This window comes from Rhizobacter sp. P3_C12 (genome assembly GCF_056402735.1).
In genome coordinates, this window is record NZ_JBFUGW010000081.1 from 1 (window position 1) to 24429 (window position 24429).

At 70.0% G+C, this 24429-nt stretch carries 23 protein-coding genes and 1 tRNA gene; 15 read left to right on the top strand and 9 right to left on the bottom strand.

Features of this window, described 5'->3' with window-relative positions:
• From AC1DXV_RS14695 to AC1DXV_RS14705, 3 genes are all read left to right on the top strand, one after another.
• Positions 1-223 (top strand): NfeD family protein (locus AC1DXV_RS14695; RefSeq protein WP_477934203.1); only part of this gene is annotated, 223 nt, incomplete at its 5' end.
• Positions 224-279: 56 nt separating this feature from the next.
• The gene (locus AC1DXV_RS14700; RefSeq protein WP_477934205.1) at positions 280-1197 is read left to right on the top strand and encodes an SPFH domain-containing protein; all 918 of its coding nucleotides are present in this window, start codon (positions 280-282) and stop codon (positions 1195-1197) included.
• 61 nt (positions 1198-1258) lie between these two features.
• A tRNA-Ser gene (locus AC1DXV_RS14705) sits at positions 1259-1349 on the top strand.
• Here the strand turns inward: AC1DXV_RS14705 and AC1DXV_RS14710 are convergent.
• Positions 1309-2742, bottom strand: coding sequence for an ATP-binding protein (locus tag AC1DXV_RS14710; protein ID WP_477934207.1), 1434 nt, complete (start codon positions 2740-2742; stop codon positions 1309-1311). The two genes, AC1DXV_RS14705 and AC1DXV_RS14710, sit on opposite strands and share 41 nt — an antisense overlap.
• Entirely contained in the window at positions 2739-3419 is a 681-nt protein-coding gene (locus AC1DXV_RS14715; protein WP_477934209.1) for a response regulator, read from the bottom strand. The genes AC1DXV_RS14710 and AC1DXV_RS14715 overlap by 4 nt, the downstream gene beginning before the upstream one ends.
• 161 nt (positions 3420-3580) lie before the next feature.
• On the opposite strand from AC1DXV_RS14715, the gene AC1DXV_RS14720 reads away from it, so the two are divergent.
• Positions 3581-4438 carry a MipA/OmpV family protein gene (locus AC1DXV_RS14720; RefSeq protein WP_477934211.1) on the top strand — a complete coding sequence of 286 codons (858 nt, stop codon included), beginning with the start codon at positions 3581-3583 and terminating at the stop codon, positions 4436-4438.
• 57 nt (positions 4439-4495) lie between these two features.
• On the opposite strand, the gene AC1DXV_RS14725 is transcribed toward AC1DXV_RS14720, so the two are convergent.
• The 3 genes from AC1DXV_RS14725 to AC1DXV_RS14735 form a co-directional block, all read right to left on the bottom strand.
• Positions 4496-5005 (bottom strand): DUF2335 domain-containing protein, encoded by a 510-nt coding sequence (locus AC1DXV_RS14725; protein WP_477872307.1) that lies wholly within the window; start codon positions 5003-5005, stop codon positions 4496-4498.
• Positions 4923-5228 (bottom strand): hypothetical protein, encoded by a 306-nt coding sequence (locus tag AC1DXV_RS14730; RefSeq protein ID WP_477934213.1) that lies wholly within the window; start codon positions 5226-5228, stop codon positions 4923-4925. Before AC1DXV_RS14730 ends, AC1DXV_RS14725 begins: the two co-directional genes overlap by 83 nt.
• A gap of 93 nt (positions 5229-5321) precedes the next feature.
• Positions 5322-5951: a M15 family metallopeptidase gene (locus AC1DXV_RS14735; RefSeq protein WP_477934215.1), complete on the bottom strand. Its 630-nt coding sequence runs from the start codon at positions 5949-5951 to the stop codon at positions 5322-5324.
• Positions 5952-6086: 135 nt separating this feature from the next.
• Between AC1DXV_RS14735 and AC1DXV_RS14740 the strand changes: the two genes are divergently transcribed.
• The 3 genes from AC1DXV_RS14740 (at position 6087) to AC1DXV_RS14750 (ending at position 11966) form a co-directional block, all read left to right on the top strand.
• Positions 6087-7700 (top strand): peptidase inhibitor family I36 protein, encoded by a 1614-nt coding sequence (locus AC1DXV_RS14740; RefSeq protein WP_477934217.1) that lies wholly within the window; start codon positions 6087-6089, stop codon positions 7698-7700.
• Between the two features lie 62 nt (positions 7701-7762).
• Positions 7763-9292: a methyl-accepting chemotaxis protein gene (locus AC1DXV_RS14745; protein WP_477934219.1), complete on the top strand. Its 1530-nt coding sequence runs from the start codon at positions 7763-7765 to the stop codon at positions 9290-9292.
• 55 nt (positions 9293-9347) lie between these two features.
• On the top strand, positions 9348-11966 hold the full coding sequence (locus AC1DXV_RS14750; protein ID WP_477934221.1) for a serine/threonine-protein kinase: 2619 nt from the start codon (positions 9348-9350) through the stop codon (positions 11964-11966).
• On the opposite strand, the gene AC1DXV_RS14755 is transcribed toward AC1DXV_RS14750, so the two are convergent.
• Positions 11963-12430, bottom strand: a complete 468-nt coding sequence (locus tag AC1DXV_RS14755) for an MgtC/SapB family protein (protein WP_477866449.1) — start codon at positions 12428-12430, stop codon at positions 11963-11965. The genes AC1DXV_RS14750 and AC1DXV_RS14755 overlap by 4 nt on opposite strands.
• 129 nt (positions 12431-12559) lie before the next feature.
• Here AC1DXV_RS14755 and napE point away from each other — a divergent pair, with 129 nt between their 5' ends.
• The 7 genes from napE to AC1DXV_RS14790 all read left to right on the top strand — a co-directional run bounded on the left by napE (position 12560) and on the right by AC1DXV_RS14790 (position 19272).
• Complete coding sequence (napE, locus tag AC1DXV_RS14760; protein WP_477866447.1) at positions 12560-12718, top strand: periplasmic nitrate reductase, NapE protein; 159 nt, start codon at positions 12560-12562, stop codon at positions 12716-12718.
• Between the two features lie 3 nt (positions 12719-12721).
• Positions 12722-13033 carry a chaperone NapD gene (locus AC1DXV_RS14765; RefSeq protein ID WP_477866445.1) on the top strand — a complete coding sequence of 104 codons (312 nt, stop codon included), beginning with the start codon at positions 12722-12724 and terminating at the stop codon, positions 13031-13033.
• Positions 13014-15497 (top strand): periplasmic nitrate reductase subunit alpha, encoded by a 2484-nt coding sequence (napA, locus tag AC1DXV_RS14770; protein ID WP_477934232.1) that lies wholly within the window; start codon positions 13014-13016, stop codon positions 15495-15497. The genes AC1DXV_RS14765 and napA overlap by 20 nt, the downstream gene beginning before the upstream one ends.
• A 41-nt stretch (positions 15498-15538) precedes the next feature.
• The gene (locus AC1DXV_RS14775; RefSeq protein ID WP_477866453.1) at positions 15539-15982 is read left to right on the top strand and encodes a nitrate reductase cytochrome c-type subunit; all 444 of its coding nucleotides are present in this window, start codon (positions 15539-15541) and stop codon (positions 15980-15982) included.
• A complete protein-coding gene (locus tag AC1DXV_RS14780; protein ID WP_477866443.1) occupies positions 15979-16698 on the top strand; it encodes a cytochrome c3 family protein in 720 nt (239 codons plus the stop codon). The genes AC1DXV_RS14775 and AC1DXV_RS14780 overlap by 4 nt, the downstream gene beginning before the upstream one ends.
• A gap of 124 nt (positions 16699-16822) precedes the next feature.
• Positions 16823-18013, top strand: a complete 1191-nt coding sequence (locus AC1DXV_RS14785) for a hypothetical protein (RefSeq protein ID WP_477866441.1) — start codon at positions 16823-16825, stop codon at positions 18011-18013.
• Positions 18010-19272 (top strand): hypothetical protein, encoded by a 1263-nt coding sequence (locus AC1DXV_RS14790; protein ID WP_477934223.1) that lies wholly within the window; start codon positions 18010-18012, stop codon positions 19270-19272. Before AC1DXV_RS14785 ends, AC1DXV_RS14790 begins: the two co-directional genes overlap by 4 nt.
• Here AC1DXV_RS14790 and AC1DXV_RS14795 read toward each other — a convergent pair.
• The 3 genes from AC1DXV_RS14795 to AC1DXV_RS14805 all read right to left on the bottom strand — a co-directional run bounded on the left by AC1DXV_RS14795 (position 19202) and on the right by AC1DXV_RS14805 (position 23165).
• Positions 19202-19831, bottom strand: coding sequence for a LysE/ArgO family amino acid transporter (locus tag AC1DXV_RS14795; RefSeq protein WP_477934225.1), 630 nt, complete (start codon positions 19829-19831; stop codon positions 19202-19204). The genes AC1DXV_RS14790 and AC1DXV_RS14795 overlap by 71 nt on opposite strands.
• Positions 19832-19850: 19 nt before the next feature.
• The gene (locus AC1DXV_RS14800; protein WP_477934227.1) at positions 19851-21008 is read right to left on the bottom strand and encodes a hypothetical protein; all 1158 of its coding nucleotides are present in this window, start codon (positions 21006-21008) and stop codon (positions 19851-19853) included.
• Between the two features lie 156 nt (positions 21009-21164).
• Entirely contained in the window at positions 21165-23165 is a 2001-nt protein-coding gene (locus tag AC1DXV_RS14805) for a putative bifunctional diguanylate cyclase/phosphodiesterase (RefSeq protein ID WP_477934228.1), read from the bottom strand.
• A 222-nt stretch (positions 23166-23387) separates the two neighbouring features.
• Here AC1DXV_RS14805 and AC1DXV_RS14810 point away from each other — a divergent pair.
• On the top strand, positions 23388-24429 hold a 1042-nt coding region (locus AC1DXV_RS14810), incomplete at its 3' end, for a GGDEF domain-containing protein (RefSeq protein WP_477934230.1).

Sequence of the window (24429 nt, forward strand, 5' to 3'; positions counted from 1 at the left end):
GCCGCCGGCCGGCCCGGTGCGCGAGAACCGCGACGTCAACATCGACATCGGCGAACGCGTGACCGTCGCGGCCTGGGCCGACGACCGCACCGCCCGCGTGCCCTACCGCGGCTCCACCTGGACGGCGCGGCTCGCGCCCGATGCGCCGGCACTGCCCGGCGAACACGTGGTGCAGGCGGTGGAGGGCAACTGGCTGGTGCTGGCGCCCTCCGCGCCACGCTGACCTCGTTCTCGTTCCGCTTTTTTTCTCTCCCCTTCCCCACTCCTCGAAAGCCCCTCATGGAAATCGCGCTGGTTCTGGTCGTGATCGTCGGCATCTTCATCGTGCGCACGCTGAAGATCGTGCCGCAGCAGAACGCCTGGGTGGTCGAGCGGCTGGGCAAGTACGACCGCACGCTGGTGCCGGGACTGAGTTTCGTCATTCCGTTCATCGAGCGCGTGGCCTACAAGCATTCGCTGAAAGAGGTGCCGCTCGATGTGCCGAGCCAGGTCTGCATCACCAAGGACAACACCCAGCTGCAGGTCGACGGGATCATCTACTTCCAGATCACCGACCCGATGCGCGCGAGCTACGGCTCGAGCAACTACGTGTTCGCGATCACGCAGCTGGCGCAGACGCTGCTGCGCTCGGTGATCGGCAAGATGGAGCTGGACAAGACCTTCGAGGAGCGCGATTCGATCAACGGCGCGGTGGTCAGCGCGCTCGACGAGGCGGCCGGCAACTGGGGCGTGAAGGTGCTGCGCTACGAGATCAAGGACCTGACGCCGCCGGCCGAGATCCTGCGTTCGATGCAGGCGCAGATCACCGCTGAGCGCGAGAAGCGCGCGCTGATCGCGGCCTCCGAAGGCCGCAAGCAGGAGCAGATCAACATCGCCACCGGCGAGCGCGAGGCCTCGATCGCCCGCTCCGAAGGTGCGCGGCAGGCCGAGATCAACAAGGCGCAGGGCGAGGCGTCGGCGATCACCGCGGTGGCCGACGCCACGGCCGGCGCCATCCGCAAGATCGCCGAGGCGATCCGCGAGCCGGGCGGCGAGCAGGCCGTGCAGCTGAAGGTGGCCGAGAAGGCGGTCGATGCGTACGCGCACCTGGCGCAGAAGAACAACACGATGATCGTGCCGGGCAACATGAGCGAGGTGGCCGGCCTGATCGGCACCGCGATGGCGCTGATGAAGGCGAAGGCACCAGGCCAGCCCTGAGCGAAATTCCCGCGGGACCGGTCCGAAGCCCCCTCGGAGGTAGGCTAAACTCGCCGGCTCCGGAGAGATGGATGAGCGGTTTAAGTCGCACGCCTGGAAAGCGTGTGGGGGTTAATAGCCCCCCGCGGGTTCGAATCCCGCTCTCTCCGCCAGATGCATGGGCAACCAGCGCACGGTCACTCGCAGGCCGCGGCCCTCGGGGCCTTCGATCCCGTCTGCCAACTCGACCGTCGCACCATGGCGATCGGCCACCGACTTGACGATGGCCAAGCCCAGCCCACTGCCCGGCTGCGCCTGGTCGGGCACACGGAAGAAGCGGTCGAACACGCGCTYGCGCCAGTCTGCCGCGATGCCCGGACCGGCATCCTCGACCACCAGCGATGCATCGCCCCCCACCCGCACCGACACCGTCGACCCGGCCGGCGAGTACTTGATCGCGTTCTCGACCAGGTTGTCGACCAGCGACGTCAGCCCCTCGCGCTCGGCCTCGATCTCGCAGCGCTCGGCGCACGCCAGCTCCAGCTCGACGCCACGCTGCGTCGCCAGCCCCGACAGCGCCGCCAACCGGTCCTGCACCAGCTCGTCGAGCGACAGCCGCGCGGCCTGGGTGCGCCCGCTGTCGCTGCGCATCAGCCCCAGCAGCTGCGCCACCAGCCGGCTCGCCCGCTCGCCGCTGCGCACCAGTCCATCGAGCAGCTCGGCATCGCGCGCATCGCTGCGGTGCGCCTGCAGCGCCTCGACGTTGATGCGCATCGCGGCCAGCGGCGTGCGCAGCTCGTGCGCCGCGTCGGCGATGAAGCTGCGCTCGCGCGCCAGGCTCGCCGCCACGCGCGCGAGCAGCGTGTTCACCGCATCGGCCACCGGCCGCAGCTCGCGGTACGCGCTGCCGAAGCGCAGCGGCGCCAGGTCGCCGGGGCTGCGCGTTCCGATCTCCTGCGAGAAGCGGCGCCAGGGCCGCAACGCCAGCCGCACCGACCACCAGGCCGGCAGCACCAGGAAGGGCAGGCTGATCAGCAGCGGCAGGATCAGGATGCCGCGTTCGCCCAGCGCGAACAGGATCGACACCGCGTGGCCCGAACGGATCAGCGTGACGCGCGCCGCGGACCGCGCCGATTGCTGCGTGTAGGTGCGCCACGGCATGCCGTCGATGACCAGCTTCTCGAGCCGGCGCTGCTGCGTCGCCGGCACCACGCCGGGCGAGCCGGGCGAGGCATAGAGCAGCCGGTCGCCGAGCCAGACGTTCATCGACATGCGCAGCGCCAGGTCGTCTTCTTCATGGTTCTCGCGGCGCTGGAACACGTCGAGCTTGCGCAGCACCTCCTGCAGCTGCTCGGGCCGGTCGCCCAGGCTGTCGACCAGCGCGAGGATCATGTCGGCGCGCGGGCCCATGTGGCCGGGCTCGAAGATCTCGTCGTAGCGCGCGGTGTCCCAGACGAAGTAGGCCACCGCCGCCGACCACAGCAGCAGCACCGTCAGCATCTGGGCCAGCACCAGGCGGCTGACCAGCGAGCTGCGCAGCCGCCGCCACAACGCGGCGGGCGTCATGCCCCGCCCCTGGCCGGTGCGACGCGGTCGATCACGTAGCCGACGCCACGCACCGTGCGGATGTAGCCCGGCCCGATCTTGCGGCGCAGGTTGGACATGTGCACGTCGAGCACGTTGCTCTCGTTGTCGAGCCCGCCGGGCAGCACCTGCTCTTCGAGCACGCGGCGCGTCAGCACGCGGTCGGCGCGCTTCATCAGCAGGCACAGCAGCTCGAACTCGCTGCGCGACAGCTCGACCGCCCGCTCGTCGACCGTCACACGCATCGTCGCCTCGTGCAGCGCGAGCTGGCGGATCTCGATCGTGTCGTTGACCAGGCCGAAGCTGCGCCGCGCCAGCGCCCGCACCCGCGACAGCAGCTCGGCCAGCGCGAACGGTTTCACCAGGTAGTCGTCGGCGCCGCTGTCGAGGCCGGYCAGGCGGTCCTCGAGCGCATCGCGCGCCGTCAGGATCAGCACCGGCATCGGCAGGCGCTCGCGGCGCAGGCGCGCCAGCAGCGCCAGGCCGTCGCCGTCGGGCAGGCCCAGGTCGAGCAGCACCAGGTCGCAGGCCTGGGTGTCGATGGCGTGCAGCGCGTCGCCCAGCCGGCGCACCCAGGTGACCTGCAGGCCCTGGTCTTCGAGCGCGATGCGCACGCCGTTGCCCAGTTCGAGGTCGTCTTCGATCAGCAGGATCTTCATGGCATGGCTCATGGACACCGATTGGAGACGCCGAACCTGAAGGTTGGGTGAAGCCGCGCCGGGGTCGCGGCGCGCGCCTTCATCGAACCTTCATGAAGGGTTCAGGTTCGCTTCAGGCGGGGTTCCGACACTGCCGTCATCCCAACCGAGCGAGACTCTCCATGTTCACCGATTCCAACGCCTTCCGAAAGACCTGCATGACGCTGCGCCAACGCCTCTTCCATCCGATGATCCCGACCCTGCTGACCGGCGCGCTGGCGCTGCTGAGCGCCTCGCTCGCGCTGGCGGAAGAGCCGGCCGCGCCGGCCGACGACAGCTGGGAGTTCACCGCCGGCCTCGGCGTCGGCAGCATCCCCAAGTACCCCGGCAGCGCCGAGCACAAGGTGCGCGCCTTTCCGGTGCTGGCCGCCAACCGGGGCCGCTACTTCATCGGCGGCGTGCCTGGCGCGGGCGTGCCGGCCGGCATCGGCGCGTTCATCATCACCGACCCGCACTGGCGCGTCGGCCTGGGCATCGGCGGCGACCTCGAGAAGCCGCGCAAGGAATCCGATGCCGACCGCCTGCGCGGCCTGGGCGACATCGACGGCACCGTGCTCGGCGCGGTGTTCGCGAGCTACTCCGACGGCTGGTTCACCGCCCGGGGCAACGTGGTCGGCGACATCGGCGGCAAGCACCAGGGCGGGCGGCTGTCGTTCGACGTCGAGGGCAAGTACAGCCCGGCGCCGGGCCTGATGCTGTCGGCCGGCCCGGGGGTGACCTGGGCCAGCCGCAGCGCGATGCAGACCTACTTCGGCATCGACGAGCAGCAGGCGGCGCGATCGGGCCGCGCGGTGTACAGGCCGCGCTCGGGCATCGAGTCGGTGGGCTTCACCGTCGGGGCCGACTACCAGATCGACAAGCAGTGGGGCATCGGCACCCGCGTGTCGACGCGCAGCCTGCAGCGCGACGCGGCCGACAGCCCGGTCACCGAGAAGAAGGCGCAGAACAGCGTCGTGGTGTTCACGGCGTACCGGTTCTGAGCGGCCTTCCCGTTCCCGTCTCATAGACCTCAAGCTGCCACCGGCCGGCGACCAGCACTACGACTTCGACTTTCCCTCGCCGGCCTGCCGTTTGCGCCCGAACATGCTCGAGCGGAACGCCTGAACAACAGCGGCAGTCGGTATTGCGGCGAGCGCCGCAGCGACCCATGGCTGGCCGATCGTGCCCATCCAGATCGCGCCAACCACGCAGACGAGACAGACCAGGACGCCACAGGTTTGCCCCATCATGTCGCTGCGAAAGATCGCACGTGCGGTGTAGGCGTTGGTCAGGCTCTGCGAGTGCTGGGCCGCGATGTTGGCATCCATCGCTGCTCGTTCCATCGAGCGGCGGTGCTGCTGCTCCTCTTCGGCCCAACGAATGAGCTTCGCTCCCGTGCCGGGAATGAGCTGATCGAACTGCTTGAGGATGTCCGGGTGCGGGATCTCCCCGGTGTACTGGCTTTGCTGGATGACAAGCTGTTGTTCAGCCCTGACCGCGCCCAGCCCGATCGCCTTGCTTGCTGCCTGAGCCAGCGGTGTCTGGTGAGGCTTGCTGCCCCTGCTCATGACGCTGCACCGCGTGATGCATTGCATCCCCGATGCGCACCCAATCCGACGCAAGCGCAGCCGCGATCTCCCGACCTGCTGCAGGCGGCTCCACCATCGGAACGTTGGGCAACGCCGGCGCTTCGTTGTGCACGAACAAGGTCACGGGTGCCGCCAATCCGCGCATGAACCCCCGTGCAAACGCGCCTCTGGAATCCGCCGCGAAGTCGATGAGGAAGCCCATGGCTTGGATGCTCCGATGTTGGGTTGCGAAGAAATTGTCTCATGCAGCTATGTGACCTTGCAGCGTGCTGAGTTCCACACAGTGGCCGGCAAATCACTCCACCCGCAGGAACGTTTCCCGCACCAACTGCCGCTCCAGCATCTCGAAGTGCCACCACTCGTTGTCGATGCCACGAAAGCCCGCGGCGTTCAGCGCATCGCGCAGCAGCAGCCGATTCGCATGCTGCGCCTGCGTCAGTGCCCCGCTCGCGAGATGCGCCGCCTCCAGCACCGGATGCGACAGCGCCGTCATCTCGTCGAAGCCGCTGCCCATGTCGAGTTCGCGCCCTGCTTCGTCGATCACCGTCACGTCCAGCGCCATGCCGAACGAGTGGATCGAGCCGCGCGCCGGGTCGGCCACGTACTGCCGCAGGTCGGTGCCGTCCAGGTGGTCCCACAGCTGGATCTGCACGCGGTGCGGTCGCAATGCGTCCAGCACCAGCAGGCGATGCCCGGGCACCGTCTCGGCCAGCCGGGCCACCGCCTGCGCGAGACCCTCCGCGGCCAGGCGATGCAGCCATGCGCAATCCAATTCGCCATACAGGTCACGCCCGACGAAGTTGCGCTCGCTCGCGTAGCGCAGGTCCACCGCCACGCCTTCGATCGCCGACAGGCGGCGGAAATCGGGATGGGTGTCGATGGTTTCGCAGCGCATGTCGATCTCTCCGGCCAGGGTCGAGATCATCACCCGATCCCCGCATTTACATCCACCCCGCCCCCGTTGCAGCTTTAGTACCATTTAAGTACCACCACCCATCCTTCGTGGTTCCAGACTTCACGCCGGGAGATGTCTCGCCCGACAACAACGAAGGAAAACTCCATGAAGATCAACAGGACGGCGTGGGTGGCCGCTGCGATGCTGGCGGGCTTCCCGCTCGCATCGCAGGCGGCGTCGGTGTGCTTCTACGAGCACGTCAATTTTGCGGGCGAGAGCTGGTGTGCCGAGGCCGGAACCGCGGCCACGCCGGCCGGCTGGAACGACCGGGTGTCGTCGGTTCGCGTGCCGCAGGGGTGGTCGGTGACGCTCTACGAGCACATCGCGCAAGGCGGCGCCACGCTTGCGCTGACGGCGGACGAGCCGAACCTGGTCAACCGCGCCTTCAACGACCGCCTGTCCTCGTACCGCGTGGTGGCGCCGACGGTGCCCAGCGCGGCGGCGCCGGTGTGTCTGTACGAGCACGTCGGCTACGCCGGTGCCTCGCTGTGCCTGGCCGCGGGCAGTGCCTCCCTGCCGGCGGCCTGGAACGACTTCGCCTCCTCGGCGCGCGTGCTCGCCGGCCACCGGGTCGAGCTGTTCGAGCATGCCGGCGCGCAGGGCCGGCGCCTGGTGCTGGCCGCCGACGAGCCCAACCTCGTGCCGCGCGATTTCAACGATGTCGCCAGTTCCTACGTGGTGGCCAAGGGCGCGTCGGGGTGCGAGCCGAACTGCACGATCCAGGCCGACGTCACCGCGGTCGGCGTGACGAATGYCGCCGGCCAGGCACCCGCCAAGGGCGACGCGCTGAAGGTGTCGCTCACCGTGCGCAACCTGAGCGGCAATGCCGGCACCGTGAAGCTCACGCCGACGCTCGCCAGCACGCGGTTCAGCGATTTCAGCGCCGTGCCGCTGGGCACGATCGAGGTCGAACTGGCAGCCGGCGAAACGCGCACCGCGTCGTTCAGTGCCGGGCCGTTCATCGACGACACCGCGCGCGCCAAGCACTACGCCGTCGGGCGCGGCGCCTACCGCATCGACGGCGTGCGCCTGCAGRGCGGCACCGGCAGCACGGTGGACACCGCCTACAGCGGCGCCGCCTTCACCGTGGCGCCCAGCAGCCACGTGCTGGTGAGCACCGTCTACGACCAGAGCTACTTCACGCGCCTGAACTACACGCGCTCCCCGGAAGCCTTCCTCGGCGAGGTCTTCACGCGGCCCGGCGAGGTCTTCACGCCGACGACGGCTGGCGGCAACACCGGCACCTACCAGTCCTTCCCGGGCGGTTTCGWCCAGATGATGGGCGTGACCCAGCACTTCCGTGCCATCCCGGGCCTGACGCTGGACACCAGCCAGGGCCTGTGCGAGCAGGCCGCGGCCTACGGCGGCAAGGTGCTGGGTCTCGCGCGCGACTGGACCACCGGCGGCTCGGTGCGCACGAACGTCGACAACCATGGCTTCGACTACCTGATCGCGATGTCGCCCCAGATGGTGGGCGGCGTGGCCTGCGGCTGGCTCGGCGTGCAGGTGAGCGGGGAGTTCTCGTTCGACATGTCGATGAACCGCACGCAGATCCTCGCGGTGCACGAGTCGGGCCACCTGTTCGGCGCGCCGCATTGCGATCCGCTGCAGGGCTACGTGATGTGCGCCGGCGAGCTGCACGACCACTACCGGCAGAACGGCATGTATGTGTGGCACCGCGTGTCGCGCGACGCGATGAAGGGCACTTTGTTCGACTGACCGCTCAAGTGGCGGGCGCTTCGGCCGACAACCCGAACAGCCCCTCACCCCCGGCACGACCCATGCGTTCACTGCGATTGACCCTGGTCCTCCTCATCGGCTCGGGCATCGCCGCGGCCAGCGTGCTGATGGCGGTGTCGCTGTGGGGCGCCGGCACGGCGGCCGATGCGGCACAGCGCACCTTCGTCGCGAAGGACGTCACCGCCGACATCCTGCCGCCGCCGATGTACCTGATCGAGCTGCGGCTGGTGCTCTCGCAGGCGGTGGAAGGCAGCATCGCCCCCGAGAAGGCACAGGCCGAAGCGGCGCGCCTCGAGAAGGAATACCAGGAGCGCGTCACCTACTGGCGCGCCCACCCGCCCTACGGCCTCGAGGCGCAGTTGCTGGGCCCGCAGCACGAGGCCGCGATGCGCTTCATCGAGGCCTCGCGCGCGGTGCTGAAGGCCACCGCGACCGCTGACGCGCCCGCCGCGCAGGCGGCCCTGAAATCGGCCGACGCGCTGTACCTGCAACACCGCGCCGGCGTCGATGCCACGGTCAAGGCGTCGACCACCTTTGCCGACGCAGCCTCGGCCACCTTCGACGCCACGCTCACGCGCGTGGCCTGGTCGCAATGGAGCGTCTTTCTTGCCGCCACCGTGCTGCTGCTCGGCTTCGGCCGCTTCGCATGGAAGTCGGTGTGGGGCCAGGTCGGCGGCGAACCGGCCGACGTGGCGGCGGTGGCCAATGCCGTCGCCGCCGGCGACCTGCGCCAGCGCGTGCCGCTCGCGGCCGGCGACGACACCAGCATCATGGCCGCGATGGCGGCGATGTGCGAACGGCTGACGCAGGTGGTGGCCACCGTGCGGGCCAGCAGCGATTCGATCGCGACCGGCTCGCAGCAGATCGCGCGCGGCAACGCCGACCTGAGCCAGCGCACCGAGYTGCAGGCCGGCAACCTGCAACAGACCGCCGCGTCRATGGAACAGCTGACCGGCGCGCTGAAAGCCAGCGCCGATGCAGCCCGCAGCGCGGCCCGGCTCGCGGCCGAGGCGGGTGCGGCCGCGAGCCAGGGCGGCGCCGCGGTGCAGCAGGTGGTGCACACGATGGACAGCATCGCCGAGGGCTCGCAGAAGATCGGCCAGATCGTCTCGGTGATCGATGGCATCGCCTTCCAGACCAACATCCTCGCGCTGAACGCGGCGGTGGAAGCGGCGCGTGCCGGCGAGCAGGGCCGCGGCTTCGCGGTGGTGGCCAGCGAGGTGCGCGCGCTGGCGCAGCGCAGCGCCGCGGCAGCCCGCGAGATCAAGGCGCTGATCAGCTCCAGCGTCGAGCGCGTGCAGGCCGGTGCCGAGCTGGTGAACAGCGCCGGCCGCCACATGGGCGGCATGGTCGAACAGGTGCAGCGCGTGGCCGGCCTGATCGCGGAGATGGGCCAGGCCAGCCAGCAGCAGACCGCGGGCGTCGACCAGCTGAACGCGACGGTGGCCGGCCTGGACGAAGCCACCCAGCGCAACGCCGCGCTGGTCGAGCAATCGGCCGCCGCCGCCGACAGCCTGCATGTGCAGGCGCATCAGTTGGTGGCAGCGGTCGGCGTCTTCCGCCTGGCCTGATTCCGCCAGGGTAAGCTCCCCCTTCCCCGCTCACCCGGGCGGACAGGGAGCTTCGATGGAACCAACTGCACGCAGCGGCGACGACCGCGCGGCCGGGGTCGACAACGCCGCAGGCAACACCGCGTGCGACCCCGCGCCCGACACGCCCATGACCCTCGACCGCGAGCGCTGGCAGCGCCTGAAGGAGCTGCTGGCCGATACGCTCGAGCGCCCGCCGCACGAACGCAAGCGCTGGATCGCCCTCGCCTGCCCCGACGATCCCGCGCTGCGCGCCGAGCTCGAGTCGCTGGTCGCGGCGGCCGAAGGCACCGGCCCGCTCGACCGGTCGCCCGCGGCGGGCCTGCTCGATGCGCTGTCGGCCGAGGCCGCCGCGGCACCGCACGATGCCAGCGGCCAGCGCGTCGGCGACTACCGGCTGCTGGCCCTGATCGCCCGCGGCGGCATGGGCGAGGTCTACCGCGCCGAACGGGCCGACGGGCAGTACGAGCAGCAGGTCGCCGTGAAGATCGTGCGCGAAGGCGCCGACACGCGCTTCCTGCTCGACCGCTTCCATGCCGAGCGGCGCATCCTCGCCGCGCTCGACCACCCGAACCTGGCCAAGCTGCTGGACGCCGGCGTGTCGCCCGAAGGCCTGCACTACGTCGTGATGGACCTGGTCGACGGCGGCGTGCCGATCGACCTCTACTGCGCCGAGCACGCGCTGCCGCTGGCCGCGCGGCTGCGCCTGTTCCGAAGCCTCTGCCTGGTGGTCGACCATGCGCACCGGCAAGGCGTGGTGCACCGCGACCTGAAGCCCGGCAACATCCTGGTCGGGCGCGACGGCGTCGTGAAGCTCGTCGACTTCGGCATCGCCAAACGCCTGGACGCGCCCGCCGCCGATCGCACCACCACCGCGATGCGCGCGCTGACGCCCGAGTACGCGAGCCCCGAGCAGGTGCGCGGCGAACCGGTCACCGCGGCCAGCGACATCTACTCGCTCGGCGTGGTGCTGTACCGCCTGCTGACGCAGGCCAGCCCCTATGGCCGGGCGACCGACGACCCGTATGCGCTGACGCGCGCCATCTGCGACACCGAACCGGTGCGCCCGAGCCGGGTGCCCGGCGATGCACCGCGCACCCGGCGGCGCCAGCTCGAAGGCGACCTCGATGCGGTGGTGATGATGGCGCTGCGCAAGGATCCGCTGCACCGCTACGCCTCGGCCGAGGCGATGGCCGACGACCTGTTCCGCCACCTCGAAGGCCTGCCGGTGCAGGCGCGCCGCGGGGCGTGGAGCTACCGGGCCGGCCGCTTCGTGCTGCGCCACCGCGCCGCGGTGGGCGCGGTGATGCTGGCCAACCTGGCGCTGCTCGCCGGCATCGCCTTCGCCGGCTACCAGGCCTGGGAGGCGCAGCGCCAGCGCGAACGCGCGGAGCGGCATTTCGCGAGCGTGCGCAAGCTGGCCAGCTCGATGATGATCCCGATGCACGACGCGATCCGCGTGCTGCCGGGTTCCACGGCGGCGCGCAAGCTGCTGGTCGAGAATGGGCTCGCGTACCTCGAAGGCATCGCGCCCGAGGCGCAGCGCGAACCGGCGCTGCAGATCGAGCTGGCGAACGGCTACCGCAACATCGGTGACATCCAGGGCCGGCCGGGGCTGGCGAGCCTCGGCGATCCACAGGCCGCGCTCAAGAGCTACGGCCGCGCGATCGAGCTGCTGGCGCCGGTGCTGGCCGGACCGCCTCCGCACGGCGCGGTGTACCGCGATGCGCAGCAGGAGGTGGCGGTCGTGCACCAGCGCGAGGGCGCGGTGCTCGGCTTCATCGGCAAGTTCCCCGAGGCCGGGCGCACGCTGCGCGCCGGCATCGCGGCGGCCGACGAGCTGGCGGCCGCCGATCCGTCGAACCGCACATGGCGGCTGCTGCGCGCGACGCTGTACAGCCAGCTGAGCCAGGTGCAGATGTTCTCGGGTGACATCGACAACTACCTGAAGACCGCGGACGACGCCGCCGCGCAGCTGCAGGCCTTGGTCGCGCAGGATCCGGACGACAGCGATGCCGGCCTGAACCTGGCATCGATCCACTCGACGCGCGGCGAACAGCTGATCCAGCGCGACGCCACGGCCGCCAGCGCGCAGCTCGCGCTCGACGCCTTCCGCAAGAGCACGGCGGTGCTGGAGCCGCTGGTGGCGAAGAGCCCCGAGAACACCTCGCTCTCCCGGCACGTCGCGACCAACCTGGAGAACATCGCCTGGTGCCTGCGCCGCCTCGGCCAGCCGCGCGAGGCGGTGGCGCAGGCACGGCGCGCGCTCGAGATGATGCGCAAGCTCAGCAGCCAGGATCCGGGCAACACGCAGTTCCTGGCCGATGTCGCGAGCATGCAGACCTCGCTCGGCGAGGCACTGCTGGCCGAGCGCGAGGCGCGTGCCGGCGTGGAGGTGCTCACCGCCGCGGTGGCCTCGTTCGCCGCGTTGCCGGCCGGCCTGCGCGAAGACAACTACGTGCACTACCACCAGGGTCTTGCGCACCACCTGCTGGGTGTCGCGCTGCAGGCGCGGCAGCAGGCAGGCGATGCGGCCGCCGCCTGCGCCCAGCAGCGGCTCGCGCTGCCGATCATCGAGGAGATGGACAAGCAGGGCATCCCGCCCGGCCTCACCGGGCCGGCGGCCGTGCGCGAGGCCTTGAAGGGCTGCGGCTAGCGCCGCGTCGGTCCCCCCCGATCGAACAGCTTCGGCACCACCGCCAGCACCAGCAGCGCGAGCAAGGTGCTGAGCAAGGCCGTCGACTCCCGTCCCAGCCCGCAGGCCACGCCGATCGCGGCCGTCATGAACACGCCCGCCGCCGTCGTGAGGCCGACCACCTGTTCTTCGTCGCGCAGCTTCAGGATGGCACCCGCCCCGAGGAAGCCGACGCCCGCGACCACGCCCTGGATCACGCGGCTCAGGTCGGCGATCTCCATGCCGCCCTGCTGCGGCACCAGCACGAACAGCGCCGCGCCCATCGCCACCAGCATGTGCGTGCGGATGCCCGCGGCCTTGCCCTGGCTCTGCCGCTCATAACCCAGCACGCCGCCCAGCAGCGCCGCGAGCGTCAGCCGCAGCAGCACGCGCGTGATCTGCTCCGGGTCGCCCAGGTCCGAAAACTCCGAGTGCAATGCTCGCATCACCTGATCCATCGACGCTTCCTTGTTCTGCCTCAACAAATGCTACCGCGGTGCTTGACGCTCACCGCCCCCCGGCGCACATTCGCGCCGTCAGCGGATGTCTCGCTCCACAACAAGTCAAGGGCCGCCATGAGCCAGCCACCGGAGACCTTCACCAAAGCGCAGGAGCTTCGCAGCTTCGTCTTCCTCACCGCCGTGCTGGCCCCGCTGCTCGCGGTCGCGCTCGTCGGCGGCTACGGATTCATCGTCTGGATGGTGCAGCTCTTCACCGGTCCGCCGGGGCACTGAGCCATGCCGATCCCCGTTGAAGCCGCCGAGCTCCACATCGCGAGCCTCGTCGTGCAGGCCGTTGCGGCCGACATCGCGTCCGTCGCCGTCGCCATTGCGCAGCTGCCCGGCAGCGAGGTGCACGCGATGTCGCCGCAAGGCAAGCTCATCGTCACGCTCGAAGCCGCGTCCGCCGACGAGATGCTCGCGGCGATCGCGCTGATCCAACGCAGCCCCGGCGTGCTCACCGCCGCGCTCGTCTACCAATGCGCCGACACCCTGGCCGCCATGAATGAGGAGATCCCCGATGTCCCGGATGTCGATCCCACGCCGTGAGTTCATTCGCCAGACCGCCGCCGCCGCGGCCGGCGCCGTCGCCGGCATCCCGCTGCCCTCGCCCGCCCAGGGCGCCGACGACGCGTCGCTGAAGTGGTCCAAGGCCCCCTGCCGCTTCTGCGGCACCGGCTGCGGCGTSAGCGTCGCCGTCAAGGACAACCGCGTCGTCGCGACGCGGGGCGACCCCGAGGCCGAGGTCAACAAGGGCCTGAACTGCGTCAAGGGCTACTTCCTGTCGAAGATCATGTACGGCGAAGACCGCCTGACCCGCCCGCTGCTGCGCATGAAGAACGGCCAGTACGCGAAGGACGGCGAGTTCCAGCACGTCTCGTGGGACCAGGCCTTCGACGTGATGGCCGCGCAGTTCAAGCGCGTGCTGAAGGAAAAGGGCCCCACCGCGGTCGGCATGTTCGGCTCCGGCCAGTGGACGGTGTGGGAAGGCTATGCCGCGCTGAAGCTGATGAAGGCCGGTTTCCGCTCGAACAACCTCGACCCGAACGCCCGCCACTGCATGGCCTCGGCCGCGCTCGGCTTCATGCGCACCTTCGGCGCCGACGAGCCGATGGGCTGCTACGACGACATCGAGGCTGCCGATGCGTTCGTGCTGTGGGGCTCGAACATGGCCGAGATGCACCCGGTCCTGTGGACGCGCGTGACCGACCGGCGGCTGAGCGGCAAGGACGTGAAGGTCGCCGTGCTGTCGACCTTCGAGCACCGCTCGTACGAGCTCGCCGACATCGAGCTCACCTTCACGCCGCAGACCGATCTCGCGATCCTCAACTACATCGCGCACTACATCATCTCGACCGGCCGCGTGAACCGCGAGTTCGTCGACAAGCACACCTCGTTCCGGCTCGGCAACGCCGACATCGGCTACGGCCTGCGGCCGGAGCACCCGCTGCAGAAGGCCGCGAAGAACGCGGGCGACGCCGGCGGCTCCAGGCCGATCGGCTTCGACGAGTTCGCGCGCTTCGTCTCGCAGTACGACCTCGAGAGCACCGCCCGGCTGAGCGGCGTGCCGAAGAACCGCCTCGAGGCGCTGGCCGAGCTGTACGCCGACCCGAAGATCAAGGTGATGTCGTTCTGGACCATGGGCTTCAACCAGCACACGCGCGGTGTCTGGGCGAACAACATGGTCTACAACCTGCACCTGCTCACCGGCAAGATCGCGACGCCCGGCAACAGCCCGTTCTCGCTGACCGGCCAGCCGTCGGCCTGCGGCACCGCGCGCGAGGTCGGCACCTTCGCCAACCGGCTGCCGGCCGACATGGTCGTCACCAACCCGAAGCACCGCGCCCACACCGAAGAGATCTGGCAGATCCCCGAAGGCACCATCCCCGGCACGCCCGGCTACCACGCAGTGCTGCAGAACCGCATGCTGAAGGACGGCAAGCTGAACGCCTACTGGGTGATGGTCAACAACAACATGCAGGCCGGCGCGAACCTCACGCAGGAGGGCTACCCGGGCTACCGCAACCCCGACAACTTCATCGTGGTGTCCGATGCCTACCCGACCGTCACCGCGCTCGCGGCCGACCTGGTGCTGCCGGCCGCGATGTGGGTCGAGAAGGAAGGTGCCTACGGCAATGCCGAGCGGCGCACGCACTTCTGGCACCAGCTCGTCAATCCGCCCGGCGAGGCGCGCTCCGACCTGTGGCAGCTGATGGAGTTCTCGAAGCGCTTCAAGACCGACGAGGTCTGGCCCGCCGAGCTGCTCGACAAGAAGCCGGCGCTGCGCGGCAAGACGCTGTTCCAGGTGCTGTTCGAGAACGGGCAGGTCAACCGCTTCCCGCCCTCGCAGGTCGAGGCCGGCTACGAGAACGCCGAGGCGAAGGCGTTCGGCTTCTACCCGCAGAAGGGCCTGTTCGAGGAGTACGCGAGCTTCGGCCGCGGCCACGGCCACGACCTCGCACCCTTCGACACCTACCACCAGGTGCGCGGCCTGCGCTGGCCGGTGGTGAACGGCAAAGAGACGCGCTGGCGCTACAAGGAAGGTACCGACCCCTACGTGAAGCCCGGCACCGGCTGGCAGTTCTACGGCCACCCGGACGGCAAGGCGCTGATCTTCGCGCTGCCGTACGAGCCGCCGCCCGAGTTGCCCGACAAGGACTACCCGTTCTGGCTGTCGACCGGCCGCGTGCTGGAGCACTGGCACTCCGGCTCGATGACGCGCCGCGTGCCCGAGCTGCACAAGGCGGTGCCGAACGCGGTCTGCTACATGCACCCCGACGATGCCCGGTCGCTCGGGTTGCGGCGCGGGGTCGAGATCGAGGTCGCGTCGCGGCGCGGCAGCATCCGCACCCGTGTCGAGACGCGCGGGCGCAACAAGCCGCCACGCGGCCTGGTGTTCGTGCCGTGGTTCGATGCCAGCCAGCTGATCAACAAGGTCACGCTGGATGCCACCGACCCGATCTCGTTCCAGACCGATTTCAAGAAGTGCGCCGTGAAGATCGTCAAGGTCTGACACCGCGGGAGACACCGATGCGCCACCTCCTTTCCAGCGTGATGTGCGGCCTGCTGCTCGCCGCACAGGCCCTGCCCTGCGGCGCGGCTGATCCGGTAGCGGCCCCACCGGCCGCGGCGCTGCTGACCGATGCGGCACGCGGGCCGACGCCGATCCTCGCGACGACCCACCCGCCGCGCCTCGCCAACACGGTCAACGACGACCAGCGGCTCGCACGCAACTACGAGATGCAGCCGCCGATCATTCCGCACCGCATCGACGGCTACCAGGTCGACCGCAACTTCAACAAGTGCCTCGACTGCCATGCGCGTGCGCGCACCGAGTTCAGCCAGGCCGTGCCGGTCAGCGCCACGCACTACATCGACCGCACCGGCAAGGTGCTGCCGCAGGTCTCGACGCGGCGCTACTTCTGTCCGCAGTGCCACGTGGCGCAGGAGCCGGTGAAACCGCTGGTCGGCAACGGCTTCAAGGGGGTCGCGCCATGATCGAGCTCGCGAAACGCTACTGGCGCATCATCTCGCGGCCGAGCGTGCACTTCAGCCTCGGCTTCCTGACGTTGGCCGGCTTCATCGCGGGCATCGTGTTCTGGGGCGGCTTCAACACCGCGATGGAGGCGACCAACACCGAGGCCTTCTGCACCGGCTGCCACGAGATGCGCGAGAACACCTTCGCCGAGCTGAAGGGCACGATCCACTACACCAACCGCTCCGGCGTGCGCGCCGTCTGCTCCAACTGCCACGTGCCGCACGAGTGGACGCACAAGATCGCCCGCAAGATGCAGGCGTCGAAAGAGGTCTGGGGCAAGGTGTTCGGCAGCATCGACACGCAGGAGAAGTTCCAGGCCAAGCGGCTCGAGCTGGCGCAGCACGAATGGGCCCGCTTCAAGGCCAATGACTCGCTCGAATGCCGCAACTGCCACAACTACGAATCGATGGATTTCACGCGGCAGAGCGTGCGTGCGCAGAACATGCACACCACCTACCTGGCCAGCCGCGAGAAGACCTGCATCGATTGCCACAAGGGCATCGCGCACAAGCTGCCGCACATCCCGCCGGGCGAGGCGCCGACCGACACGCCGGGGCAGGTGCTGCCGGCGGACACGCCGCTCGCACCCGTTTCTGTTGTCGGTCCTGTTGTCGGTCCTGCTGTCGGTCCTGCGGTCGGTTCTGCGGTCGGTGCCGCCAGCGCCGCCCATCGGTAACCCGCTGAAAACGGCGTAGGCGCGGGCCTACACCGACACGCGCCGTTCCGCCTTGCAGCCCCTCGGGGCCGGCTCCTACAGTCGGTCCATGGGCGCGCCGTTCGCGCGTACCGGGGGAGAGGCCATGAAGAAATCGTTGCGCCTGCTGGCGTCGTTCGCGCTCGGTTGCAGCCTGGCCGCGGCCCTGCCCGCGCAGGCCACCGAGTACACGCTGTTCGATCTCGGCTCCCTCACGCCGGGCTATCGGATGTGGGCCACCGGCATAAACGACCTCGGCCAGGTCGTCGGCTATTCGTATGCCGACGGCAGTGGCGGCCAATCCGACTCCAACCTCTACAACGCCTTCGTGACCGGCGCCAACGGCACCGGCCTCACGGCCCTCGGCACGCTCGGCGGCAGCTGGAGCCGCGCGTTCGGGATCAACAACGCCGGGCAGGTGGTCGGCGATTCGCAGACGGCGTCGGGCAGCTTCCGCGCCTTCATCGGCACGGCCGGCAACCCGCTCACCGACATCGGCACGCTCGCCGGCAGCAGCAACAGCACCGCCACCGCGATCAACGCCAGCGGCCAGGTCGTCGGCATCGCGAGCGGCGCCAACCCGAACGGCAGTGACCCGCGCGGCTTCGTGTCCGGCCCGAATGGCAGCAACCTGCAGGCGCTCGGCAGCCTGAACGGCCAGGCGCTGTTCGGCCGCGGCATCAACGACAGCGGACAGGTGGTCGGCGGAACGAGCCCGTACAACCTCGGCATCAGCTTCGTGACCGGGCCGAATGCCACCTCGCCCGGCCCGGTGTTCGACGACACCAGCAGCGCCAACGCGATCAACAACCGCGGGCAGGTGGCCGGCACCTGGGGGCCCGACTTCTTCTCCAACGACGCCTTCATCGGCACGCCCGGGGGCACCGAAACCCACCTCGACTTCCACGGTGTCGACGGCTACGAGTACGGCAACCTCGGCGGCTTCGGCCAGTACGGCCCGATCTCGCGCAGCCAGGCCTTCGCGCTGAACGACAGCGGCCAGGTGGCCGGCACGTTCAACAACGGCCGCGTCGCGCGGTACTACGGCTTCATCAGCGGCCCTGACGGCCAGGGCGTGGTCAGCCTCGACAGCCTGTTCCCGCTCGCCGACGGCGATTACTTCATCAACGCGACAGCCGTCAACAACCTCGGGCAGTTCATCGCGAACTCCGAGCGGGGGCATGCCTACCTGATCTCGCCCATCCCCGAGCCGGTCACGCTCGCGCTGTGGACCGGTGGCTTGCTGCTGATCGGCTGGCGTGGCCGCAGATCCTCGAACCCCAGGGAGACCTCATGAAGACACCCACCCTCTTTGCCTCGCTGGCACTGGCCGCCAGCCTCGCCTGCAGCGCGCCGGCCCAGGCGCAGACCACGCAGTACCAGCTGTTCGACATCGGCCAGCTGGGCACCGGCGACCTGATGTACGCGACCGGCATCAACAACAGCGGCCAGGTCAGCGGCTATGCCTACACGAACGGCTTCAACGGCTGGTCGTCGGTCGGCGACTACCGCGGCTTCTTCAGCGGCGCCAACGGCGCCGGCCTGACGGCTGTCGGCACGTTCGGCGGCACCTGGAGCAAGGCGTACGGCATCAACGACGCCGGCCAGGTGGTCGGCGCCGCGCAGACGGCCGGTGGCAGCTTCCACGCCTTCCTGCGCAACGGCAACAGCGCGACCTTGCAGGACCTGGGCACGCTCGGCGCCAGCAACAGCATGGCCACCGCGATCAATGCCAGCGGCCAGGTGATCGGCATGACGGGCGGCGACCGCAACCTGCCCGGCTACCCCGACGTGCTGGATCCGCAGCAAGGCTTCATCACCGATGCCAACGGCCAGTCGATGCGCGCGCTCGGCAGCCTGAACGGCCAGCCGCTGTTCGGCAACGGCCTCAACGACGCCGGCCGCGTGGTCGGCCACATCGGCTACAGCGAGCTGAACCAGGCCGGCACCTTCGTGACCGGGCCGAACGGCAGCGCGCCGGCGGCGCTGCCCGCGGCGGTGCACTACCAGGAGAGCTCGATCAACAACCACGGCCAGATCGCCGGCACCTACATCGGGCCGCAGGCGTACGTGGGTCGCAACGCGTACATCGGCAACGATTCCGGCACCGTGAAGCCGCTCGATTTCTCGAATGTCGCGAACTACGACCCGGGCTACCTCGGCGGATCGGGCCAGTACGGGCCGGCCTCGTTCAGCGAGACCACCGGCATCAACGAGTTCGGGCAGGTGGCGGGGATCATCCACAACCACCGCTTCGGGCGCGACTTCGCGTTCATCACCGGCGCCAACGGCCAGGGCGTGATCGACATCAACAGCCTGTTCACGCTGGCCGACGGCGACTGGTTCCGCAACGTGACCGGCATCAACGACCAGGGCCAGTTCGTCGTCAACAGCGGCTACGGCCACGCCTACCTGATCTCGCCGATCCCCGAGCCGGCCACGCTCGCGCTGTGGGCAGCGGGCCTGCTGCTGGTCGGCGCTGCGGTCAGGAGATCAGGAGGCCGCTCCACTGCCACAACGCGAAGCCGGCCAGCAGCAACGCCGATGCCCTGTTGATCGCACGCCGCCACGCCGGCCGGAAGGCGTGGCGCATCCGGCCCACGGCGATCGACAGCGCGAGCCACCACAGCGCCGAGCCGACGAACACGCCGGCCACCATCACCAGCGGTGAGCCGCCGGCCACCTGCGCACTCATCGCGCCGAAGATCGCGATGAAGGACACGATCGTCATCGGGTTCGACAGCGTCAGYGCGAAGGTGGTCGCGAAGCAGGTCCACAGCGCAGGCACCGGGGCCGGCGCGGCGCCCGCTTCGTTGCCGGCCGCCTGGTGCCAGCCGGACCACGCGAGCCGCAGCAGCACCAGCCCGCCGAACACCGCGAGCCAGGTCTTCGCGCCGACCAGCCAGGCGATCAGCGCGGTGGCACCGAACGCGCCCACCGCGCCGTAGACGGTGTCGGCCGCCGCCGCGCCCATGCCAGTGGCCAGGCCCGCACGCCAGCCGGCATCCAGCGTGCGCTGGATCGTCAGCAGCCCGATCGGGCCGACGGGGGCGGCGATCGACAGGCCGATCAGCGCGGATTGGAAGAACAGGAGCCAGGAGATCGAGGTCTGCATGGCCGGCATTCTCACCGGCTCAATCGACCTCTTCGACGCCCTTTTCTTCGTCCCCGTCTTCCTCCCCCTCCCTGCTGCCGCCCAGCCCCTCGTCGCTGTCGACCGCCTCGACCTCTTCCGTATCCGGCTTCTCGACGAAGTCCTCGTCCGCCACCTCCTGCATCGCCAGCATGATCGTCATCAGCTCATCGCGCGCACCCCTCACCGGGGCGACGGGCTTCTTCGCCTTCTCGGCGTCGAGATCGCCGACAGGATTCTTCGAGTAGGTGCGTGCGCTGTCCTTGTAGGCCTGGTCCCGGAGCCGCGATTTCGCATAGGACATGTGGTCCGACCGGTTCGGGACCACCGTGATGGCGCCTGAGCCGACGAGCGCGGTGGAGTCCATCGTGAGCGGCCCGTTCAGCGCCACGAGAAAGATGCGCTCGGCCGGTACGTGGATCGCCTCGACCAGCAGCGCCTTCAGCAAGACCAGCGCCGAGCCGGTGGAGAGGGTATCGAAGATGACGATGCTGTCGCGGATCTTCGCGCCCCGGAAGCAGGTACGCAGGAACTCGAGTGCATGGGCGCGCACCTTGTCGACCTTGTCCTGCTTGATGTCGCTGAGGGGCACGTCCACCACGTCGGCACCGCGCATGCGCATGGCCGTGGCGATGAAATCCGCACTGCCGCCCGGCGAGACGTAGGTGGTCGAGGCGATCGGATAAGTCTGCTCGATCCAGTCGGTCATGCCGATCAGGCCGTGCGCGTCGTTCATCGCCAGGGGTCCCGGCGGCGCCTTGCCGTAGCGAAGCTCGTTGCGCTTGATCTCCTGCGGTTCCCCCAGCTGCGCGACGAGTTCCTCGTAGCGGGCATGGCTGGCAATCGCGGATTTCCAGGTGTCATAGGTGATCCTGAGCTTCGAGGCCGCGAGCTTCTTGAGCCACACCCAGGCCGGAATGGTCAGCCCGAGGCTCTTGCGCTTGAACAGCATGTGGAACTGCCTGTACTTCAACTCGCGGTACGGGCCGGTGTCTGACGATGCGATGTCCAGGACCCGCTGCGCCGGCGGCGAACCTGCCGGTCCGAACAGGGTCTGGATCTGGCGGCGCTGGGCGAGTTGCCGCGGTGAGTCGGCAATCCGTTGCGCGCAAGGCGCTGCCGGGCGCGCGATCGACGGGCTCGCCGAAGACGCGAGCACGTCGTTCGCCGGGGCGCTCTCGCGGCCCGGCCGCTCGACCCCCGCCGAAGAGCGACCCATCATTCATCCTCCATCCGGCGCCAGCGTCGCCGAAAACGGCACGCAAGGCCATCGGCGCCGATCCGATATGGAGGCTCAGGAAATCCGAGGCGGCGCTCAGATCACCGGATCCAGCGTGCTCACCCGCGGCTCGCCGCGCGGCGTCCGCCACAGCGTCGCATCCTCGTGCCGCAGCTGGTACGCCGGCACCGGCCGTCCGAGCAGGAAGCCCTGGATCTCGTCGCAGCCATGCGCCCGCAGCCGCGCCAGCTGCGACGCCGTCTCGGCGCCCTCGGCATTCACGCGCATGCCCAGCGCATGCGAGAGCGAGACGATCGAGCCGACGATCAGGTCGACCTTCGGGTCGCGCTCCATGTTCTGCGTGAACGCGCGATCGATCTTGACCTTGTGGAACGGGAAGCGCCACAGGTAGGCCAGGCTCGAGTAGCCGGTGCCGAAATCGTCCATCACGATCCGAGTGCCCAGGGCCTGCAGCGTCTGCAGCGTCTGCAGCACCTGCTCGGTGTTGCGCATCAGCAGCGATTCGGTGATCTCCAGCTGCAGGCGCTGCGGCGCGAGGCCCGAGCGCGTCAGGCACTCCGACACCACGCCGACGAGATCGCCCTGGAACTGCGCCGCCGACAGGTTCACCGACACCTCCAGGTGCTGCGGCCAGCGCACCGCCTCTTCGCAGGCGTGCAGCAGCACCCAGCGGCCGAGCGCCTCGATCAGCCCGGCCTGCTCGGCCAGCGGGATGAACTCGGCCGGCGAGATCGCGCCGCGGTCGGGGTGCGACCAGCGCGCGAGCGCCTCGTAGCCGCTCAGGCGCAGCGCCTGCGCCTCGAACAGCGGCTGGAAGTGCAGCGTCAGCTGGTCGGACGCGATCGCGTGGCGCAGGTCGTGCACCAGCGCACGGCGCAGCTGCAGGTCGGCATCCATCGCGGCGTCGTAGAAACTGAACTGCCCGCGGCCGTCGGCCTTCGCGCGGTGCAGCGCCAGGTCGGCCTTGTGCAGCAGCTCGTCGCGCGTCAACCCGTCGGTGCCGTAGATGGCCGCGCCGACGCTCGCGCCGCCTTCCACGCGCCGCCCGGCCTGCTCGTGCGGCGCCGCCAGCACGTCGACCACGCGCTGCGCGAACGACGAGACATCGTCCGAGCCGCGCACGCCGCCCTGCAGGATCGCGAACTCGTCGCCGCCCAGGCGCGCGACCAGGTCGAACTGYCGCACCACATCGCGCAGCCGGCCGGCGACGGCGCACAAGGTGCTGTCGCCGGCGGCCTGGCCGTGCGTGTCGTTGACCAGCTTGAAATGGTCGAGGTCCAGGCACAGCACCGCGAACTTCGGGCCGCCGGCGCGCGCACGCGCCTCGGCCTCGCTGAGCGCCGCCGTGAAGCTCGCGCGGTTCATCAGCCCGGTCAGCGGGTCGTGCTCGGCCAGGAAACGCACCTGGTCCTCGGCCTGGCGCTCGCGCCGCGCGCGCACGAACCACTGCCACAGGCTCAGGCCGAGCAGCAGCGCCAGCGCCAGCGCCACCGCGATCGCCACCCGCACGAAGGCCGCCGCGATGCGCGCCGCCCGCTCGGCCTGGTCGACATACACCTCGACCACGCCGCCGACGTTGCCGTGCGCGCCCTGCACCGGCACATAGGCCTCGCTGTAGACGCGCGGCCGGTCGGCGCGCTGCGACTGCCGCAGGTAGATGATGCTGCGCCCGCCGAGCACCAGCTCGCGCACCTCGGGGCTGCGGGCCAGCGTGTCCAGCGGAGCCGCCGCCCGTGCGCGGGCCAGCTCCTCGGCGCCCAGGCCGAGCTGCTCGGACACCAGCAGCTCGCGCCCGTGCGGGTCGTAGAACTTGAAGCGGAACACCTCGCCCAGGTGGCGCAGGCGGCTGAGCTGCTCGATGGCGGCCGGCGTCAGCGGGCCGCCGGCGAACAGGGTGTCGAGGTCGGGCACGGTGTCGCGCACATAGCTCGCCCACTGTTCCGCGCTGTGCTCGGCATCGGCGCGCAACTGGGCACGCGACGCCGTCTTCATCGCCCAGGCCACCATGGCGCACGCGAGCGCGCTGGCCAGCAGCCAGCCGAGCAGCGCGCGCCACGGTGATTTGAGCGAGGTCATTCGAAACTCCGGCAACCGTTCGGGCCCGTTCAACGACCGGGCGACGGCTTTCCAGCGACAGATATCGGCAGTGCCGCGGCCGACCTGAGCCATTCCCGGTGAAAGCCCTGAGGCCGCACGCGTGCGGTATGCACGCTGCCAAGCCCGTGCGGTATGCACGCTGCCACGCCCGGCGCGCTCAAGATGCCCGGGGGCAGGCCGAGATTGACGGCGAGCCCCGACATGCCCCATCGCCTGCAATCCATTCCCCCGGTTCCGTTCCCCGCCGCCGGCAGCCACCTGCCGCCGACCGCGCCGGAAGACCTCGACGCCCGCGCGCTGCGCCGCCGTGGCGAGCGCATGCGGATGCTGCGCATGGTGGTCGCGAGCTACGCGATCGACGCGCTGCTGCTGTTCCTGCTGCACGCGGCCGGCGCGGTCGGCCTGCTGCCGCCCATCGTCTACCTGCTCGGCGGCGCGCTCGCCGGCGGGGCCTTCTTCCTGATGCTGCACCGCGGCTGGAGCGAGCGCTTCGCCGACCCCTACCTGACCGGCCCGCAGATGCTGACGGCCTCCGGGCTGCAGCTGCTGCTGGTGGTGCTGGCGCCGGAGGTCGGCGTGCTGTCGATCAGCGTCGTCTTCATCGTGTTCGCGTTCAGCGCGCTGCGGCTCACGCCGCGCCAGCTGCTGCCGCTGTGGATCACGATCTCGCTCGGGCTGGCCCTGGCGATCGGGCTGGCCGGGCAGGCGCCGGCGCTGCCGGTCGCCACGCGCTGGCAGGCGGCGCTGTCGGCGCTGTGGCTGTCGCTGGCGATCGGGCGCTGCGCGGTGGTCGGGCTGTACGGCGCCTCGGTGCGGCAGCTGCTGGGCACGCGCAACCGCGAGCTCGCGCAGGCGCAGAACCAGCTGCACGCGTTGGCCACGCGCGACGAACTGACCGGCGCGCTCRACCGCCGCGCGATCCTCGGTGCGCTCGATGACGCGCTGCAGGCCGGCGCGCGGCCGTCGGTGGCGCTGATGGACGTCGATCATTTCAAGCTGGTCAACGACAGCCACGGGCACCTGGTGGGCGACACCGCGCTGCGCCGCTTCGTGCTCGGCGCGGTGCGCTCGCTGCGGGCGGACGACCGCATCGGCCGCTACGGCGGCGAGGAGTTCCTGCTGCTGCTCGCGACCAGCGAGCCGGCCACCGCGCTCGCGATCGCCGAGCGGGTGCGCCGCGCGGTCTCGGGCGAGGCCTGGGGCGACGTCGCCCAGGGCCTGCACATCACCGTCAGCATCGGCC

Excerpts from the sequence above, each read along its gene's own strand:
- AC1DXV_RS14700 (WP_477934205.1), top strand. The coding sequence starts at position 280 with ATGGAAATCGCGCTGGTTCTGGTCGTGATCGTCGGCATCTTCATCGTG.
- AC1DXV_RS14720 (WP_477934211.1), top strand. The coding sequence starts at position 3,581 with ATGTTCACCGATTCCAACGCCTTCCGAAAGACCTGCATGACGCTGCGC.
- AC1DXV_RS14725 (WP_477872307.1), bottom strand. The coding sequence starts at position 5,005 with ATGAGCAGGGGCAGCAAGCCTCACCAGACACCGCTGGCTCAGGCAGCA.
- AC1DXV_RS14730 (WP_477934213.1), bottom strand. The coding sequence starts at position 5,228 with ATGGGCTTCCTCATCGACTTCGCGGCGGATTCCAGAGGCGCGTTTGCA.
- AC1DXV_RS14735 (WP_477934215.1), bottom strand. The coding sequence starts at position 5,951 with ATGATCTCGACCCTGGCCGGAGAGATCGACATGCGCTGCGAAACCATC.
- AC1DXV_RS14750 (WP_477934221.1), top strand. The coding sequence starts at position 9,348 with ATGGAACCAACTGCACGCAGCGGCGACGACCGCGCGGCCGGGGTCGAC.
- AC1DXV_RS14755 (WP_477866449.1), bottom strand. The coding sequence starts at position 12,430 with ATGCGAGCATTGCACTCGGAGTTTTCGGACCTGGGCGACCCGGAGCAG.
- napE (WP_477866447.1), top strand. The coding sequence starts at position 12,560 with ATGAGCCAGCCACCGGAGACCTTCACCAAAGCGCAGGAGCTTCGCAGC.
- AC1DXV_RS14765 (WP_477866445.1), top strand. The coding sequence starts at position 12,722 with ATGCCGATCCCCGTTGAAGCCGCCGAGCTCCACATCGCGAGCCTCGTC.
- AC1DXV_RS14775 (WP_477866453.1), top strand. The coding sequence starts at position 15,539 with ATGTGCGGCCTGCTGCTCGCCGCACAGGCCCTGCCCTGCGGCGCGGCT.
- AC1DXV_RS14780 (WP_477866443.1), top strand. The coding sequence starts at position 15,979 with ATGATCGAGCTCGCGAAACGCTACTGGCGCATCATCTCGCGGCCGAGC.
- AC1DXV_RS14785 (WP_477866441.1), top strand. The coding sequence starts at position 16,823 with ATGAAGAAATCGTTGCGCCTGCTGGCGTCGTTCGCGCTCGGTTGCAGC.
- AC1DXV_RS14790 (WP_477934223.1), top strand. The coding sequence starts at position 18,010 with ATGAAGACACCCACCCTCTTTGCCTCGCTGGCACTGGCCGCCAGCCTC.